This is a genomic window from Mesorhizobium sp. M1169 (assembly GCF_040318345.1).
Classification (GTDB): domain Bacteria; phylum Pseudomonadota; class Alphaproteobacteria; order Rhizobiales; family Rhizobiaceae; genus Mesorhizobium.
In genome coordinates this window covers 152,943-167,927 of sequence record NZ_JAMYME010000003.1, presented here as the reverse complement: position 1 = coordinate 167,927, position 14,985 = coordinate 152,943, and the positions used below count along the sequence as shown (strand labels likewise).

At 62.6% G+C, this 14,985-nt stretch carries 18 protein-coding genes and 1 pseudogene; 6 read left to right on the top strand and 13 right to left on the bottom strand.

All coding sequences use genetic code 11. The features are described from left to right. From NKH41_RS04345 to NKH41_RS04320, 6 genes are read right to left on the bottom strand one after another with little or no spacing between them, the layout of a single operon-like run. Nucleotides 1-606, bottom strand: coding sequence for a cytochrome c oxidase subunit 3 (locus NKH41_RS04345; protein WP_352457412.1), 606 nt, complete (start codon nt 604-606; stop codon nt 1-3). Further along, nucleotides 603-2,579 carry a cytochrome c oxidase subunit I gene (gene ctaD, locus NKH41_RS04340; RefSeq protein WP_352768266.1) on the bottom strand — a complete coding sequence of 659 codons (1,977 nt, stop codon included), beginning with the start codon at nt 2,577-2,579 and terminating at the stop codon, nt 603-605. Before ctaD ends, NKH41_RS04345 begins: the two co-directional genes overlap by 4 nt. Further along, nucleotides 2,576-3,592, bottom strand: coding sequence for a cytochrome c oxidase subunit II (coxB, locus tag NKH41_RS04335; protein ID WP_352768269.1), 1,017 nt, complete (start codon nt 3,590-3,592; stop codon nt 2,576-2,578). The genes ctaD and coxB overlap by 4 nt, the downstream gene beginning before the upstream one ends. After that, nucleotides 3,589-4,122 carry a c-type cytochrome gene (locus NKH41_RS04330; protein WP_352768271.1) on the bottom strand — a complete coding sequence of 178 codons (534 nt, stop codon included), beginning with the start codon at nt 4,120-4,122 and terminating at the stop codon, nt 3,589-3,591. The genes coxB and NKH41_RS04330 overlap by 4 nt, the downstream gene beginning before the upstream one ends. Before the next feature lies 1 nt (nt 4,123). Further along, nucleotides 4,124-4,987, bottom strand: coding sequence for a substrate-binding domain-containing protein (locus NKH41_RS04325; protein ID WP_352451521.1), 864 nt, complete (start codon nt 4,985-4,987; stop codon nt 4,124-4,126). Next, the gene (locus NKH41_RS04320; RefSeq protein WP_352768499.1) at nt 4,968-6,761 is read right to left on the bottom strand and encodes a methanol/ethanol family PQQ-dependent dehydrogenase; all 1,794 of its coding nucleotides are present in this window, start codon (nt 6,759-6,761) and stop codon (nt 4,968-4,970) included. The genes NKH41_RS04325 and NKH41_RS04320 overlap by 20 nt, the downstream gene beginning before the upstream one ends. A gap of 329 nt (nt 6,762-7,090) precedes the next feature. On the opposite strand from NKH41_RS04320, the gene NKH41_RS04315 reads away from it, so the two are divergent. The 4 genes from NKH41_RS04315 (at nt 7,091) to NKH41_RS04300 (ending at nt 9,419) form a co-directional block, all read left to right on the top strand. Beyond that, nucleotides 7,091-7,921, top strand: a complete 831-nt coding sequence (locus NKH41_RS04315; protein WP_352768501.1) for an SIR2 family NAD-dependent protein deacylase — start codon at nt 7,091-7,093, stop codon at nt 7,919-7,921. 93 nt (nt 7,922-8,014) lie between these two features. Continuing rightward, a complete protein-coding gene (locus NKH41_RS04310) occupies nt 8,015-8,200 on the top strand; it encodes a hypothetical protein (protein ID WP_352768274.1) in 186 nt (61 codons plus the stop codon). A gap of 4 nt (nt 8,201-8,204) precedes the next feature. After that, nucleotides 8,205-8,837, top strand: a complete 633-nt coding sequence (locus tag NKH41_RS04305; protein WP_352768277.1) for a LysE family translocator — start codon at nt 8,205-8,207, stop codon at nt 8,835-8,837. Between the two features lie 84 nt (nt 8,838-8,921). Next, entirely contained in the window at nt 8,922-9,419 is a 498-nt protein-coding gene (locus NKH41_RS04300) for a hypothetical protein (protein ID WP_352768279.1), read from the top strand. A 41-nt stretch (nt 9,420-9,460) separates the two neighbouring features. Here NKH41_RS04300 and NKH41_RS04295 read toward each other — a convergent pair whose 3' ends face one another. From NKH41_RS04295 to NKH41_RS04285, 3 genes are all read right to left on the bottom strand, one after another. Beyond that, nucleotides 9,461-9,760 (bottom strand): DUF982 domain-containing protein, encoded by a 300-nt coding sequence (locus NKH41_RS04295; protein WP_352768282.1) that lies wholly within the window; start codon nt 9,758-9,760, stop codon nt 9,461-9,463. 33 nt (nt 9,761-9,793) lie between these two features. After that, nucleotides 9,794-10,141 carry a DUF982 domain-containing protein gene (locus NKH41_RS04290; protein ID WP_352768284.1) on the bottom strand — a complete coding sequence of 116 codons (348 nt, stop codon included), beginning with the start codon at nt 10,139-10,141 and terminating at the stop codon, nt 9,794-9,796. A gap of 117 nt (nt 10,142-10,258) precedes the next feature. Beyond that, nucleotides 10,259-10,462: a hypothetical protein gene (locus NKH41_RS04285; protein ID WP_292657608.1), complete on the bottom strand. Its 204-nt coding sequence runs from the start codon at nt 10,460-10,462 to the stop codon at nt 10,259-10,261. Between the two features lie 317 nt (nt 10,463-10,779). On the opposite strand from NKH41_RS04285, the gene NKH41_RS04280 reads away from it, so the two are divergent. Then, a complete protein-coding gene (locus tag NKH41_RS04280) occupies nt 10,780-11,343 on the top strand; it encodes a sigma-70 family RNA polymerase sigma factor (protein WP_352488584.1) in 564 nt (187 codons plus the stop codon). A 48-nt stretch (nt 11,344-11,391) separates the two neighbouring features. Continuing rightward, nucleotides 11,392-11,520, top strand: a complete 129-nt coding sequence (locus tag NKH41_RS04275; RefSeq protein ID WP_280952093.1) for a hypothetical protein — start codon at nt 11,392-11,394, stop codon at nt 11,518-11,520. A gap of 188 nt (nt 11,521-11,708) precedes the next feature. Here the strand turns inward: NKH41_RS04275 and NKH41_RS04270 are convergent, their stop codons facing one another. The 4 genes and pseudogenes from NKH41_RS04270 to NKH41_RS04255 all read right to left on the bottom strand — a co-directional run bounded on the left by NKH41_RS04270 (nt 11,709) and on the right by NKH41_RS04255 (nt 14,975). After that, nucleotides 11,709-11,927 carry a hypothetical protein gene (locus tag NKH41_RS04270; protein WP_023676213.1) on the bottom strand — a complete coding sequence of 73 codons (219 nt, stop codon included), beginning with the start codon at nt 11,925-11,927 and terminating at the stop codon, nt 11,709-11,711. Nucleotides 11,928-12,149: 222 nt separating this feature from the next. Continuing rightward, nucleotides 12,150-12,854: pseudogene (locus NKH41_RS04265) on the bottom strand (class I SAM-dependent methyltransferase); the annotation flags it as partial. 59 nt (nt 12,855-12,913) lie between these two features. Next, nucleotides 12,914-13,903, bottom strand: coding sequence for a GNAT family N-acetyltransferase (locus NKH41_RS04260; protein WP_352768287.1), 990 nt, complete (start codon nt 13,901-13,903; stop codon nt 12,914-12,916). Between the two features lie 7 nt (nt 13,904-13,910). Beyond that, on the bottom strand, nt 13,911-14,975 hold the full coding sequence (locus NKH41_RS04255) for a glycosyltransferase (protein ID WP_352932144.1): 1,065 nt from the start codon (nt 14,973-14,975) through the stop codon (nt 13,911-13,913). Between the last annotated feature and the right edge of the window lie 10 nt (nt 14,976-14,985).

Here is a 14,985-nt window from a genome sequence, read left to right as displayed (position 1 = left end):
TCAGTCAAGCCTCGGCATCCAGTAGATCAACAGATAGATCGGGATCCAGGTCGCGACCACGAAATCCCAGTAGAAGACGTTGTCGCCAACGTCCCCGAAACGCCGGCCGCTATAGCCATGGCGCGTGAACATCAGGACCGTCAGCACCAGCGTGTCGCCGACGTCGGTAATCAGGTGCGTTGTGTGAAGGCCGAGCAGGACCCACAGCATCGAGCCGTACGCATTGGTATCCCAATAAATGTTGAGGGCCGGAAATTCGAACCACCGCACGACAAGCGGTGCGATACCGAGCAGCGACATGACGATCAGGCCGATGCGCACGGGCACCATGGCACAGGCTTCGGCGTAGCGGTTCAGTATGTGATTGGGCACCACGCTGGCGAGCAGCAACAGCGTGACGATGGTGCCCGGCCAATGGTTGGGCGGCGGCACGCCCAATGGCCATTTGGGCGATAGATAGGCGAGGTAAAGATAGGTGCCTGCGGCGAGCGCGAAGCCGGTGCCCTCCAGCGCCATGAAGGCGAGAGTGCCCCACCAGGTCGGGCTGCGCGGTCCGATCCCGAAGGTCGGGAGTTTGGAAAGATCGGCGGCAGGACGCTGTTTCATTCCTCATCCTCCGGATCGCCTTTCGGCCAGAACCAACCGATCAAAGTGATGGCGATCGGCCCGGCTCCCCAGACCACCGCCCACGGGCTGAAGATCGAATATAGAAAGGTGGCGCCGACGGCGAGCGCGGCGAACAATGGCCAGATCGACGGCGTCGCCGACTTCTCGCGCACATCTGGATGCGCCTCTGCCACGGTCGAAATGACAAGTTCGCGCGCGTCGACGCGAAGCCCGGTCGCGACAGGCAGCGTGTCACGTTCGGCCCAGAGCGGCTCGGCGTGGGTAACCACCGGGATCCGAGCGAAATTATAGCTCGGCGGTGGAGAGATCGTCGCCCATTCCAGCGTGCCGGCATTCCAGGGATTGTCCCCCGCCGGGGCGCCCCTCGAGGCGCTGTACACCAGGTTTATAGTGAACAGAACGAAGCTTAGGAACAGGATGACCGCGCCGGCTGTGATGAACAGGTTGATGTTGCCCCAGCCGAGTTCCACCGGATAGGTGTAGACCCGCCGCGGCATACCCCACAGGCCGACAATGTGCATCGGAAAGAACGCCGCATTGAAGCCTAGGAAGGCAAGCCAGAAGTGCCAGCGTCCGAGACGTTCGCTCATCATCCGGCCGGTGATCTTGGGGAACCAGAAATAGGTCGCGCCGAGCAGCGGGAACACCGACCCGCCGATCAGCACGTAATGGAAATGCGCGACCACGAAATAGGTGTCGTGCACTTGCAGGTCCAATGGCACCGACGCCAGCATCACCCCGGTCAGGCCGCCCGCGACGAACGTGAAGAAGAAGCCGAACATGAACAGCAGCGGCGTCCTGATTATCGGGCGTCCGTCCCACAATGTCGCCAGCCAGCAGAAGATCTGCAGCCCGTTCGGGATGGCGATCAGCATGCTCGAGGCGGTGAAGAAGCTCGCGCCGAGCTTGGGCAGACCGGTTGCGAACATGTGGTGAACCCACAGGCCGAACGACAGAAAGCCGACTGCGATCAAGGCCAGTACCATGCCCAGATAGCCGAATACCGGACGCCGGGCGAAAGCGGCGATGATCGAGGACACCATGCCGGTAGCCGGCAGGAATATGATGTAGACTTCGGGGTGGCCGAAGAACCAGAACAGGTGCTGGAACAGCAATACGTCGCCGCCCTCGGCGGGATTGAAGATATGGGTGCCGACCAGCCGGTCGAGGATCAGGAACGTCGACGTGATCATGACCGCCGGCATGGCGAACACGATCACGAAGGAGGTGACCAGCATCGCCCAGACATAGAGCGGAATCTTGTCCAGCGACATGCCCGGCGCGCGTTGCTTCAGCACGGTGACGATGGTGGCAACCGCAACCGCCAACGATGACACTTCGGTATAGGTGATCATCTGCGCCCACACGTCGGAACGCTTGCCTGGCCCGAATTCAGGACCGGACAGCGGCACGTAGGAGAACCAGCCGACGTCGGGCGCCATGTCGAGTGCAAACGACACCCAGGCGAAGAGGCCACCGGAGAGATAAATCCAGAAGCTGAATGCATTGAGGCGCGGAAAGGCGATGTTGCGGGTGCCGACCATCAGCGGCACGAGGTAGATGCCGGTCGCCTGGACGATCGGCACCGCAAACAGGAACATCATCGTCACGCCATGCATGGTGAACAGCTGGTTGTAGCGGTCGGGCCCGATCAGCCCGCGCTCCGGCCCCGACAGTTGGATGCGCATGGCAACGGCGCTGAGGCCACCGAGGCACAGGAAGGCGAAAGCGGTGATCAGGTAGCGCCGCGCGACAATCTTGTGGTCGACGCTCGAGAGCGCACCGATGATGCCCGGTGCCGTCTGCCATGTCCGCGCCAGCCAGCGGTCAAGGCTGAAGTCGGCGAGGCCGGTGTCGCGAGGACCGTCGCGCTCGGGGGCCAGGTCTCCTTTGCCGGCCGCTGCACGCTCGCCGGCAAGCCGACGCTCACGGGCCACGTCGGCGCTGCTCATTTCAGGCCCTCGAGATAGGCGACGATCGCATTCAGTTCGTCCCCGTCCAGTCGCACCACCGGCATGTGGGCGCCTGGCTTGATCCCCTGCGGATTGGCTATCCAGGCTGCGAGATTGCCGCGGCTCATTGTCAGCGTGCCGGCAGCGAGCGTTTGCCGGCTTGCGATATGCGTGAGGTTTGGGGCGACCGTGCCGCCGGCGATGGTGCCGCCGATCTTGTGGCACATCACGCATGGCCGTTTGAGGAACAGGTCGTGACCGGTTTTGGCCTCGGCCGACACGGGGGCGGCCGCCGGCCGCAGCTGATCGTTCAGCCAGGCATCGAAGACGGGCCGAGGTTCGGCGATGATGAAGGTGATCATATTGGCATGCTGCGCGCCGCAGAACTCGGCGCATTGCCCGCGATAGACGCCGGGCTTGTCCGCCTTCAGATCGAGAACGTTCTCGTGGCCGGGGATAAGGTCCAGCTTGCCCGAGAGGTTCGGCACCCAGAAGGAATGGATAACGTCGGTCGAGGTCACTACAAGCCGCACCGGCTCGCCCGCCGGAATGTGGATTTCATTGGCGGTCGTCAGGATGCGGTTCGGCTGATCGTTTTCGTAGCGCACCTCCCACCACCATTGATGCCCGGTCACCCGGATCGTCAGCGCCGCATCCGAGCCGATGGCGGCGAGCGTCCGGTTAGCGAAGTAGCTCAGCAGCGTCAGGCCGACCAGGATCAGAGCGGTAGCGGCGAGTGCGGCGACGACAATTCGCATCTTGCTGCGCTCGGCGGCAGCGTCGAGGACAAGCGGATCGCCGACCGGCGCCGGGCGCCGGGCCAATGGCACGATCAGCACGGCCATCACCAGAAGCCAGACCACCGTGCAGAGTGCTGTGAAGAACCAGATCAGCCATGCGAGTTCGCCCGCGGCCGGGCCCTTTGGGTCGAGCGCGGATTGCCAGCCGCTGCACCCTGCAAGGAGCAGGATGCAGGCCGTGCACCCGCCCACCGTCCAGACACCGCGGCTCACGGCGACTTCCCCAGCGTCGTGGCGTCCGGCAGGCGATTCTCGGATGGATGGGGCATCATGTCGTCGTCGCGGCCCGGCGCGGTGGAGGACGGTGCGTTGCCGCTCAGTGCCCGGACGAAGGCAGCAAGCTCCCAGATCTGGTCATCCGGGATCGTGTCGCGGAAGCTCGGCATGCCGTTTGGCCGGCCGTCCCTGATCGTGGCGTGGATGCTTTCGATCGAGCTGCCATAGAGCCACTTCTGGTCCATGAGCGCCGGGCCCATGCCGCCGCCGCCATTGGCATGGCAGCCGGAACAGTTGAACCAGTTGAACAGACGCTTGCCCTCGCTGAGGTGGAAGGCGTTGGCCTCGAACACGCCGGCCTTGCTGTCGGACGAGGTCGGCCGTTGGCCGCCCGGCTCGAGGGCAGTCACGGCTGCCGGTTGATCGCCCGAGCCGAGCGCCGATTGTGGACGCGTGTCGCGTTCCTCACGCTGGCAAGCGGCAACCGCGAGGATTGCGAACACCAGAAAGAGAAGACCTCGCTTCATTTCAAGGCGCTCCGACAGGATCGAGGCGGGGCACCTGGTAGGTCGCCAGGATCGCGTCGATCTCGGCGCGGCGTCTGGTCAGGGCGGCGTTCACCTCGCTGCGCAGCGTATCGTCGCCACGGCGCACTCCCATCGAGATGTCGAAGATCATCGGCAGTTGCGGGCCGTCCACGCGCGGCGAAACCGGCGTGATCCGCAGCGCCACCTTCTGCCTGGATGCAAAGTAGCCGGCCAACGGCCCCCAGACGACGGCCATATCGATGTCGCCATTCGCGACCGCCTCAATGATGCGCGCTGGCGGGTTCGGCGCCGAATAGTCCCCATAGACGGGGAAACCGATGAGATGGCCGACGATGCCACGACGGCCAAGCGCCTGGACGGGGGGCGAGTTGGCGCCATCGTCGCCGATCAGCTGGACGCCGATGTGCAGATCGCGCAGGCGAGGATCGTTGAAGGACGTGATTTCCGGCGCATCCTTGCGTGTCACGAACACATAGGAAGACCGGTAGTAGGGCGCGGTGGTGCGCAGCATCTCAAGATTGGCGGGCGCGCCGGGCACCAGATCGCATAGCCCGGCCTTCAGCGTGTTGCGGACGAAGCCACGGCGCTGTGCCCACCATGTGTAGGAAACAGTCGCGCCAAGCTCCGTCGCGACGAGTTCGGCGATCTTGTTTTCAAAGCCCTGCCTGGCGGCATTGGAGAACGGCATGTTGTTGGGATCAGCGCAGATCCTCAATTCGCGCGCATCGGCAACGGCGGCGACGAGCGAGAGCGCCAGTGCGCCGACCGCGGCGCCAACCCGCCGGGAAGATTTTCTCCGTGCGCGCGCAACTCGGCCGGTCGTCTCAAGGGAGCCGGAACACATACAGTGTACCTCCCGGCGTGGTTACATCCTTCAGATCCTTCATGACGTTGACAAAGCCGAGCGCGGCGGTGGCGTCGCGCGGATCGAGATCGCCGGATACGATCGCGCCGGCCCAGCCGCCGACACCCGAAAGGATCGCAACATATTGGTGCCCGTCCGGGCCGCGATAGGTGATCGGCTGGCCGATGATGCCGGACGACGTTTTGAACTGCCACAGCAGTTCGCCGGTCCTGGCGCTGACCGCCTTGAACCAGCCTTCCATGGTGCCATAGAACACGACGTTGCCGGCGGTGGCGACGGCGCCGCTCCACACCGGAAAGTTCTCCTTCAGGCTCCACGCCGGCTTGGCGGCGGCGACATCCCAGGCGGTGAAAGCACCGCGATTGCCGCCCGGCCCGGGGATCATGCGCACGTTCATGCCGACGTAGGGCGTGCCGGCGATGTAATTCACCTCGACGCCCTCTTCGTCCATGCAGAGATTGTTGTGCGGGATGTAGAGCAGACCGGTCTTGGGCGAGAATGCCGAAGGCTGCCAGTCCTTGAGGCCCGATGCGGTCGGACAGATGTCGCGGATGACCTTGCCGGTGCCGGTCTTCTTGTCCGGATTTACAATCAGCCGGCCGGTCTTGAGGTCGACGCCCGTGCTGGAATTGACGGGCCCGAAGGGGACTGCCGAGAGGACCTCGCCTGTGGTGCGATCCAACAGATAGACGTAGCCGTTGCGTTCCGGTCGGACCAGCACCTTGCGGGGCTTGCCCTGCCAGGTCATGTCGAGCAGCACCTGCTCGTTGATGCCGTCGTAATCGTGCAAATCGTGCGGGGTCCACTGATAGAACCATTTGGCTGCGCCGGTGTCGGGATCGCGGGCAAAGATGCCGGCGGTCCATTTGTTGTCGCCGGGCCGCAGATCCGGATTCCAGGGACCGGGATTTCCGGTGCCATGGAAGATCAGGTTTAGGTCCGGGTCATAGGAGATCCAGCCCCACACATTGCCGCCGCCGATCTTCCAGGCGTCGGGCGGCCACGACGTCACGCCGAGATCCTTGCCCTTGTCCATGTCGTAATGCGGCTTGAAATCGGGGCCGATCAGCACCTCGGCGTCCGGGCCGGTATTGTAGGCCGTCCAGACGACGTGCCCGTCACCGGCGTCGAGCGCCTTGATCCAGCCGCGTACGCCCATTTCGCCGCCGGAATTGCCGACCAGTACCTTCCCCTTCACCACCAGCGGCGCCATGGTGATGGTCTCGCCGATATTGATGTTGCCGATATGAGTGTTCCAGACCGGTTTGCCGGTGGCCGCATCGACGGCGATCGTGTGGCCATCGAGCGTGTTGAAATAGATGTGCCCTTCGAAGAAGGCTGCACCGCGGTTGACCACGTCGCAACAGGCAACGCCCTGCGCCGCAGGCTCGGGATTGGGCTCGAACTTCCACTTCATTGGCGCGCCGGGCTTGGTAAGGTCAAGCGCGTAGAGGATGTTGGGAAACGGTGTCACGATGTACATCGTGTTGCCGACCACCAGGGGCGCAGCCTCCTGACCCTTGTTGACGCCGATCGAGAAGGTGAAGGCCACCTGCAGGTTCTTGACATTGTCCTCGGTGATCTCCGCAAGTTCGCTGTAGCGGGTCGAGGCGTAGTTCTTTGCCGGCATCGCCCATTGGCCGTCGTCGGGCGGAGCAGCTGCGGCCGGCGGATTTATCGCAAAGCTTGACGTTGACTGAGCAACCGCCGCGGTAGTCAGCGCGAAGCCTGCCAGCAGCGTCCATCCCAGCATCGCAGCCAATGGCCTCTTTCCCCTTTTGCCAGGCACCCTATTTTTCGCCGCCACCAGTCGCGCTTGCCTCATTGGCTGTCGAGTTTGCCGACATTGGCGCAGAGCTCCATTAGCTGCCGCTGCGCCGTGTTTGTTGAACACTCTCCAACGCGTGAGCGGCGCAGAAGTGCCAAATGCAACGAAATAAATGTCGGATTCGGTTGGCCAAAGTCGGCGGCCGGGGGCTTGGGACAGCCGATCCGAATGTTAGCGCTCAAGTCGGAAGTAAATCTATTCCCGGTGGTCCGGGTTCGGCTGGAACGGAGCGGCGCTTTTCGCAGTTGTGTCGAATGCTGAATGCAGTCGAGCAACTGGCTCAATCGGTAAAAGAGCGGCGAGCGATCTTGTTCGTTGGAGCCGGGGTGTCGATGAGCGTCGGCTTGCCGTCCTGGCAAAAGCTCATCGAACACATGCAAAAAGAGCTCGGTCTGGACGAGGATACGATCGGTGCGCCGGAGGCCAGCTATCAGGCGCTTGCCGAATACTACCGGCTCAAGCAGGGGAGCCTCGGCCCTTTGCGCAGTTGGATGGATCGTGAGTGGAGCGTCTCGCGGGAAGAAGTGCAGCGGTCGGCAATCCACAAGCTCATCGTATCGCTCGATTTTCCGATCATCTACACGACAAACTACGACCGAAATCTCGAAGTTGCCTTCGAGATCCATAGCCGGCCCTTTGTGAAAGTGGCCAATGCGAAGGATTTGCCCAAGGCCACTGGCGAGGTGACGCAGATCATCAAATTCCACGGCGATTTCGACGACGACAAATCTTTGGTCCTGGCGGAGACCGACTATTTCGACCGGCTTTCGTTCGATTCGCCGCTCGACGTGAAATTTCGGGCCGACGCGCTCGGGCGCACCATCCTGTTCATCGGCTACAGCATGTCCGACATGAACATCCGTCTGCTGCTGCACCGGCTTTGGCAGACCTGGCGCCGCTCCGGCTATGACAAGAATCGCCCGAAATCCTTCATCTTCATGTCGCAGCCGAGCATCGTCCAGGAGGCTGTCCTCGGCCGCTGGGGCATCGATATGCTGACCGAAGAGGCCGACGATCCTGAGGACGCGCTGCTCGCGTTCCTGAACGAACTCAAGGATAGGGTGGGCCAGCCAGACAGCGGGTGAGAAAACCTGCGGAAAGCGGATTGGTCAGGCAGTAGGGAACCGGCTGATCCGATGTGAGTTCGGGAGGACTAACGTATCCGGGACCGAGTCTCGATGGGCGCACGCAAACACCAGCGAAAAATGCATGCCAAACACGACCTGTCGGCCGAGTTGGCCTATGAGATCGATTTTTTTGCCCGCAGGTGCGGCCTGACGAGGGACGAAGCGCTCAAGATGATGCGGGATGCCGGCCGGTTGAAGGACGGCGCAAAGGCATCTTACGAAACCGGGGCGAAGTAGCGGCATGGATCCCGCTTCGTGGTTGGCTTTTCTCGGAACGGTCATCCTGATGCAGATGCCGCCGGGGCCTGACAGTCTGCTGGTGATTTCGCGCGGCATCGGGCAGGGCCGTGATGTTGCCCTGTTCACCGTCCTGGGAATGACTCTCGGCGCCGGTATGGTCCAGTTGCCACTCCTTGCCCTCGGCATATCGTCGCTGCTCCAGGCATCGCCGTTTGCCTTTGCCATGCTTCGCTGGGCGGGTGCAGCCTATCTCGTTTGGCTTGGATCGCGTCTGATGCTGTTGCCGTCAGCCAGCGTCGCCGTCGAGCAGCCGCGCAATGTCGGACCGCTTATGGCCGCACGCGAAGGAATGATCGCCAATCTGATAAATCCCTGGCCGATAACCTTTATGGTGGCATTCCTTCCGCAGTTCGTCGATCCTGCTCGCGGATCGGTCACGCTGCAATTGCTGCTGCTCGGTGGCACCCAGAAAATGACCGGTGTGCTGGTGCTGGGCACATATGCACTCGCATCCGGCACGCTCGGGACCTGGGTCATGAAACGCCCGAAGGTAAGGCTCTGGCAGCAGCGCGTGGCAGGCTGCTTCGTCGTCTGTCTCGGTATCCGCATGGCAATCGGTGGCGCGCACCGCTGAGGATCAAGCGATGCACCGGCCACCGCCGATGGAACATCCGCCGACAATTTTCGTTGACATGCTCCACAAGGCGAGAGGTCGAACATGTCGAAGTTCCAAGCCGCTACCCCGGAGCGTTTGCAGCAGCTCAGGCTTGAGGCGACGGCGCATTTTGCGCCACTCATACTGCGCGAGGCGCTGGTGCGTCTCTGCCGGGCCTGCGGAAACGATAATCTCGACCGGTTCGAGAAGACGATGGTCGACCAAATCGAGGCATCGCGTGACGAAAAAGCCGATTTTGATGCGATGAAGGAATTTGCCATCGAACAGCTCTACGGCTGGATTCGAGAGGTCAAGTCTTCACCGGACATGAAGCAGCCACTGGAGAACGTAGATACCCGAAGGACCCCCGGCCGGTCTGAAGAGCCGCAAACGCTGGAAGACCAGTTGCAGGCGGGTCTGGAGGATTCTTTCCCGGCAAGCGACCCACCGGCTGTTGTGTCCACCGCGATTCCCGGCGGATCGAAGAAGCTGGTCGGAACCGACGAGGTCCTCAGGCAGCAGCGCGAGAAAAAGGCCGAGAACGCCAATCATTCGCGATAAACCAAGCTTTGGACGGAACTGCCGGGAAGCAGCGTGCCGGTTCACCCGCTGTCCGACATGAAGGCTGTCAGGCCACGCGCGTCATGCGGCTCGCCTTCGGCAAGAATGTTCGCCTCCCAAGCGGCGTCGACAAATGCTTGCCGCGCTTTGGCGGCCGTAATTTCACCGGTCCGGGCGCCATTCAATACATCAGCGGCGGCCAGCGCCAGCGGAGCATTGCGCGCCGGCCATTTCTCGCTTTTCAGGCAATGTACTGCTTCGAAAACGGAACTGACCAATCGCGATCGCCCAGGCTTGCCGAAATAGATGCAAACAGGGGTATCGAACTCTGTTCTCAGCACCGTATTCCTCCCGGTTCAACCAAGGTGGCCGCTTCAAGCAAGCTGGGCGTCTTCAGGGTCTACACGGCCGTCCGATGGGCGTTTCGGCCAAACGTCGTGGGCCTTCGCAGCTGATGTGGGGCGTGCTGGTGTTTCGGCTGCGATATCGTAGGCCAGAATGCCCGCCTTGCGGGCGAACGTATCGAACGCCGCGCGCACCGTCTCGACGTCGACCTCGTCAGCCAGCCCGGCGCGACAGGCGTCGAACGCCGCCTTGTGCGCCGGACCGCGGCTCGGCCATTCGTTTAAGACGTCATAGGCCTGCCAGATATTCTCGATATGGCGAGGGAAACCAAGGCCGACGAGAATTGGAACGGGGCGGCCAAACGATTTTTTTGTCATCTGTGTCTCCGCGAAAAAGCCTGTCGCATCAACGTCCGGGGCGGACACGAGGCTCATGCTCTTTAACGCGGGATTGCTGCACGGGTTGCAGCAGGTTTGTTCGATCTGCGCAGCCGGTCACTTGTTGGTCCGCATCTTCTGCCGGGGATTGATACCGCCTTGCGGCGTGGTGTCGTTCTCGACATCGCCTTCGAACGTATTGTTGCCCTGATCGAGCCGGTCGCCCTCCTTGATCGTGCCCCTGGAACTGCCGATGCCGGGATCGTTGGCAAGATCGCTATCGGCCGGCGTTTTGCCTTTGGCGTGCTTGTTTCCTGTCATGGACTCCTCCTGTTTCTTGAGGTGGCGGGCCGCCCTTGAGGTCGCAGCCAAGGCTCGCTGCGAGATCGCATTTCGACGCGCCAAATGTCGGCGCCCGAATTTGTCGGACGACCTTGATTTTGAACTCCGCGATCCCGATGGTTGTTCCGTCAAAAATATCGCCGTCGGCCGGGATTGCTCAGCCAAGTCCTCTCCGGTTTCTGGAGCCGGGTGCTTTCGCCAACCGGAACGATCTTTCGCCCAATGCATTTAACTGGTCTGCGCTCACGAACTCATTCTGGACGGGAGCTGGACCATTGCCACCTACAGCCTACGCCTTGGCGACTCGCGAAACCGAAGAAGTTTCCATCGTCGACCTCATACCCGCTTTGAGGGCTTTCGCCCGCACCTTCTGCCGCACCCCCGATGATGCCGACGACCTGGTCCAGGAGACGCTGACCAAGGGCTTGGCTAACATTGACAAGTTCGAAGCTGGAACGCGCATGAAGTCATGGCTTTTCACGATCATGCGCAACACCTACTACACGCGTGTCAGGGCCGCGGTGAGGGAAGCGCCCGGCCTGCTCGACTGCGCCTCGCTGCGGCCGATCTCGGAAGCGACGCAGGAATGGTCCGTGCAGGGCAAGGAGGTCCACCAGGCCATCCAGAGCCTTCCTGAGCACCAGCGCGAGGTTCTGATGTTGATAGGCGTTCTGGGCGTCAGCTATGAGGAAACGGCCGAAATATGCGGTTGCGCGGTGGGAACCGTGAAGAGCCGGCTCAACAGGGCACGCGCCGGCGTGCTGGAATACCTTGGCGAAAGCTCCTCGCAAACCCTGATGGAAAGGCGCAGCTATCTGTCAGAAGGACAACTGGACTTCGAAGCCGAGAGGCGCCGCTAATACACGTCACGTTAGTTGCTGGTCTCGCAAGCGCCTTTCGACAAGCGCATGCTGCAACTCGATCGCAAGTTTGGTCAGCCGGTCAGGAACCCTTTCCTGTTCGATGGCCGCAAGCAAGGAAGCGATTTCCCGGTCTATCGTCAGATCGGCACGCGTGCTGACGGAATCTTCCCTTGAGCGAGACATCGCGTTCTCTTGGCAAATGTTGGTCCCTTCACCTCACTCTGCTGGCAACAGTGCGAGTTTGCAAGAATTTGCAGGCCATCCATGCGACCGGCTTCGGTCCTTGCACAGCTTCGTCAGCGGTTGGGCTCTCGCTGCGTTTCAATTGCTCGCCGGCTGCAAGCCATATGCCGCCGCAACGATCAGTCTTCAGGCCGCCGATCCGCTGAATGATCCTGGTACTGCTCGGACTTGACCCGATTGCCGTCGAGCCCACGCTCCTTGGTGTGCTGCTTCTTGTCTCTGTTGGACAGAACGGCGTTCTCTCCGATCTTGTCCTTGGGAAGATCGGTCATCGCGCCAGCGCCAGCGCCTTTGCCGTGACTGCCGCGACCGATGTGCTTCTTGCTTCCGGACGCCATCTTGTCCTCCTTCATACCGTCGAATAGCGGCTTTTCCCGTTCGGCATCCGAACCATCGTTGGGCCGCAATGTTCCGCCGGAAATGGTAAGCAGGAAGGCATCGCCGTCCCAGTGCCGGAACGGCTTTTCGCCGTCGACGAGGACTTGCATGCCATTTGCGTTGGCGAAGTTATGGACATCGGCGCGATCCAGCGCCGGCGAGCCGCGATATGAATAATTCAAAAGCGCGGCCTTCCCCGGCCTCTTCAGCACGCGCGCGATTTCCACGAAATGTCGCTCCGCAAGGCCGGCCAGCACCAGATAGGGAAAGCTGTCGACGGCCAGCACGCGGTCGAAGCTGGCATCGCAAAAATCGGCAAGATCGAAACCGCGCGCAGGGCGGAATTCTACATTGCCGAGCCCGGCGCATCGCCGGCGGGCGATCGAGATCATCGCTGGGGATATATCGCTGCCGACGATCCGGTGCGACAGAGCGGAGAGCGCCTGTTCGAACCGACCGATACCACAGCCGATATCCAGTATGTCGCGGTCAGTGCCGGTAAAGCCTCGCCTCTCAAGCCATGCAACGATCTCAGCCGTAGCGGCGGAGAGCTTTTCCTCATTGCCCAGCGATGACAGCTGGACGCTCGCCGCCGGGGAGATCGCCGCCGCCGCGTCAAACCCGGCCGCCAGCCGCTTGACGACCGCATCGTCGGTCTCGTCCTCCCCACGCTCGTGCCGAACGGCACCACCTGTTTTGCGCAGCGTGGCGAAGATCTCGGGCCTGCGCTGCAGCAGGTCGGCAATCCGTTGTAGTTTTGCCGTCTTTCGCGAATCGGCCGAATGTGTGGTTTGTGCAATCTTCGCCAGTTCTGCGGCTTCGATTCCTGTCTCGAAACGGAGAGCCAGCCTGGCGATGACGGCTTCGACGCCGGCACCGTCTGCCATGCAGTCCTCCAGCACCCGCCTTGCTGATGTCGACCGCCGAGATCCTGGCTGCGTCGCGCTCATCGCCCTTTGCTCCGCGTCCAGATCTTGCGCATCGTCCACCGGTCTACGGCGCCCCAGCTGTACTTGTAGGCCTCTTGTCCGCGCAGAAAATCGAACTCTTCCGCGCCTTCGCAGATCGCCTGCCTTATCGCCTGGCCGATGAGCAGCGCGCCGGGACTTTCCTCGGCATAGGCCGGATCGAAGCCACCGAGATAAGCGCAAGCGCGGCCACGATGATGGAACCCGTAATAGGCGCCCACGATCGCGTTACCGATCGTGATAAGCCAGCATCGGGCAAGCACCTGTGCGACCAGCTGCGGCAGCGCCTGACGGTGGAATGCTTCAACGCGGGAATCGGACAGAACCCCGTCGCCGTGTCCGGCCCAGCGCGCGCGGTGAAAGCGGATCAGGTGGTCCAAGAATGTCTGCGGATCGGACAGAGCGGGTTCGATGGAGACACTGCCGCGTCTCGACGCGGCCCTGTGGGCGCGCCGCAATTGGCGCCTCCGCCGTGCCGGAACGCAGCCTTGAAGCGTCTGGTCGCCGGCGAGGGCGAGCACCGGGCAAGCGGCGTGACCGACGGGTTGGCACGATTCGAGCGCGGCATGCCTGATGGCAAGGCCGGCGCCGCCGGGAGGCAGATCCTGCAAGATCCACTGTGACCAGCCGACGGAAAGAACGGCGCCACCGATGACTGCGCCGACCGGTTCGGCCATCTCGGGAAGACAAAGGACATCCAGATAGTCGCTCAACGAAATGCCGAGCGGAAGCAATCGCGCGCCGGCGTCGTGGCGTTCCAGATAGAGTGGCGCCAGGCCGACCAGATCGTCGCCACGCCAGACGGCGACCGTCGCTAGCTCGCCGGGAGCAAATGTCCGCCACCATGGCAGCAACCATGCGGGAGACTGGAACGGCGTCGCCGAGGGACTGCGCGACCAAAGTTCCCACCAGTGCGGCTCGAGGGCTTCGAGGTCCGCCGGATCGTCGATGATCTCACTGCGGAGCATGTCCTGCTCACCTCGCCGTCGCGAGCTGCCCGCTGTCTGTGCCGAGCCGTGCCAGCGCCCGATAGGCGTCCATGTAGGAGGAAACCATGCGGTCGAGTGAAAAGCGCCGCCGCGCCTCGGCTCGGCAGGTCTCGGGGTCCAGGCTGGGTGCGGCAGCGATGGCTTCGGCCATCTCGTCGACATCCCCGACCAGATACCCGGTCTTGCCGTGCTCGACCACATCCGGCAGTGCGCCATTCGGGAAGGCCACCACGGGGGTGCCGCAGGCGAGCGCCTCCATTGCGACGAGCGAACTGGTCTCCGCGGCAAGGCTCGGGATGACTAGGCAGCGGGCTGTATTCAGCAGGCGCCGCTTGGCGACAAAGCCGAGCGGACCAAGGAAGCGGCGCCGGTCGTCCAGCCGGCGTTCGACCTCGTCGCGAAAATACGTTGTGTGAGTTTCATAGGGGTAGACCTTGCCACCGATGACCAGCGGCACGCTGGCCTTCTTGGCTGCGTCGAGCGCCAGATGGATGCCCTTTTCCGGGCAGACGCGGCTGAGCACGAGCGCAAAGTCGTGTTTGGCCTGCGGCTCGCTCAGCGCGTCGACGTCCACTCCGTTGGGAATCGGCCCAATCAGCCTGGCTCCCGGCGGTGCGGTTCTTTGCTGAGCCGCCGATACCGCATGCAGCCACAGATCCTCCCGCGCCGGATTGAGAGCGTCGGCCGGATACCAGTCGAGCGGCAAATGCAGGGTCACCAATGTCGGCCCGTCGCCCGGCAGATAGGCATCGAAATCGATACCGTGCAAATGGACCACGTCGATTGGCCAGCGAGCGCGTGCGGTAGCAATTACGGCGCAATGAGCACGCTGCGCCCGGCGCTTGGCCGCTTCATCGAGCACGCCCGGTTCGGCCGGCGTCTCGATGAGGACACCCGCAGCGCTCGAGCCCTGGCAGCCGATCACGATCGAGCGGTGTCCGGCCCGTACGAGCGCCTGGTCGAGCATCGACAGCACCTGCTCGGCACCACCGACCGCATCCGGCCCGACCGGGGCGAGGGGATAGGCGACGTTGAGGATGGTGAGCGTCATGGCTGGAGGG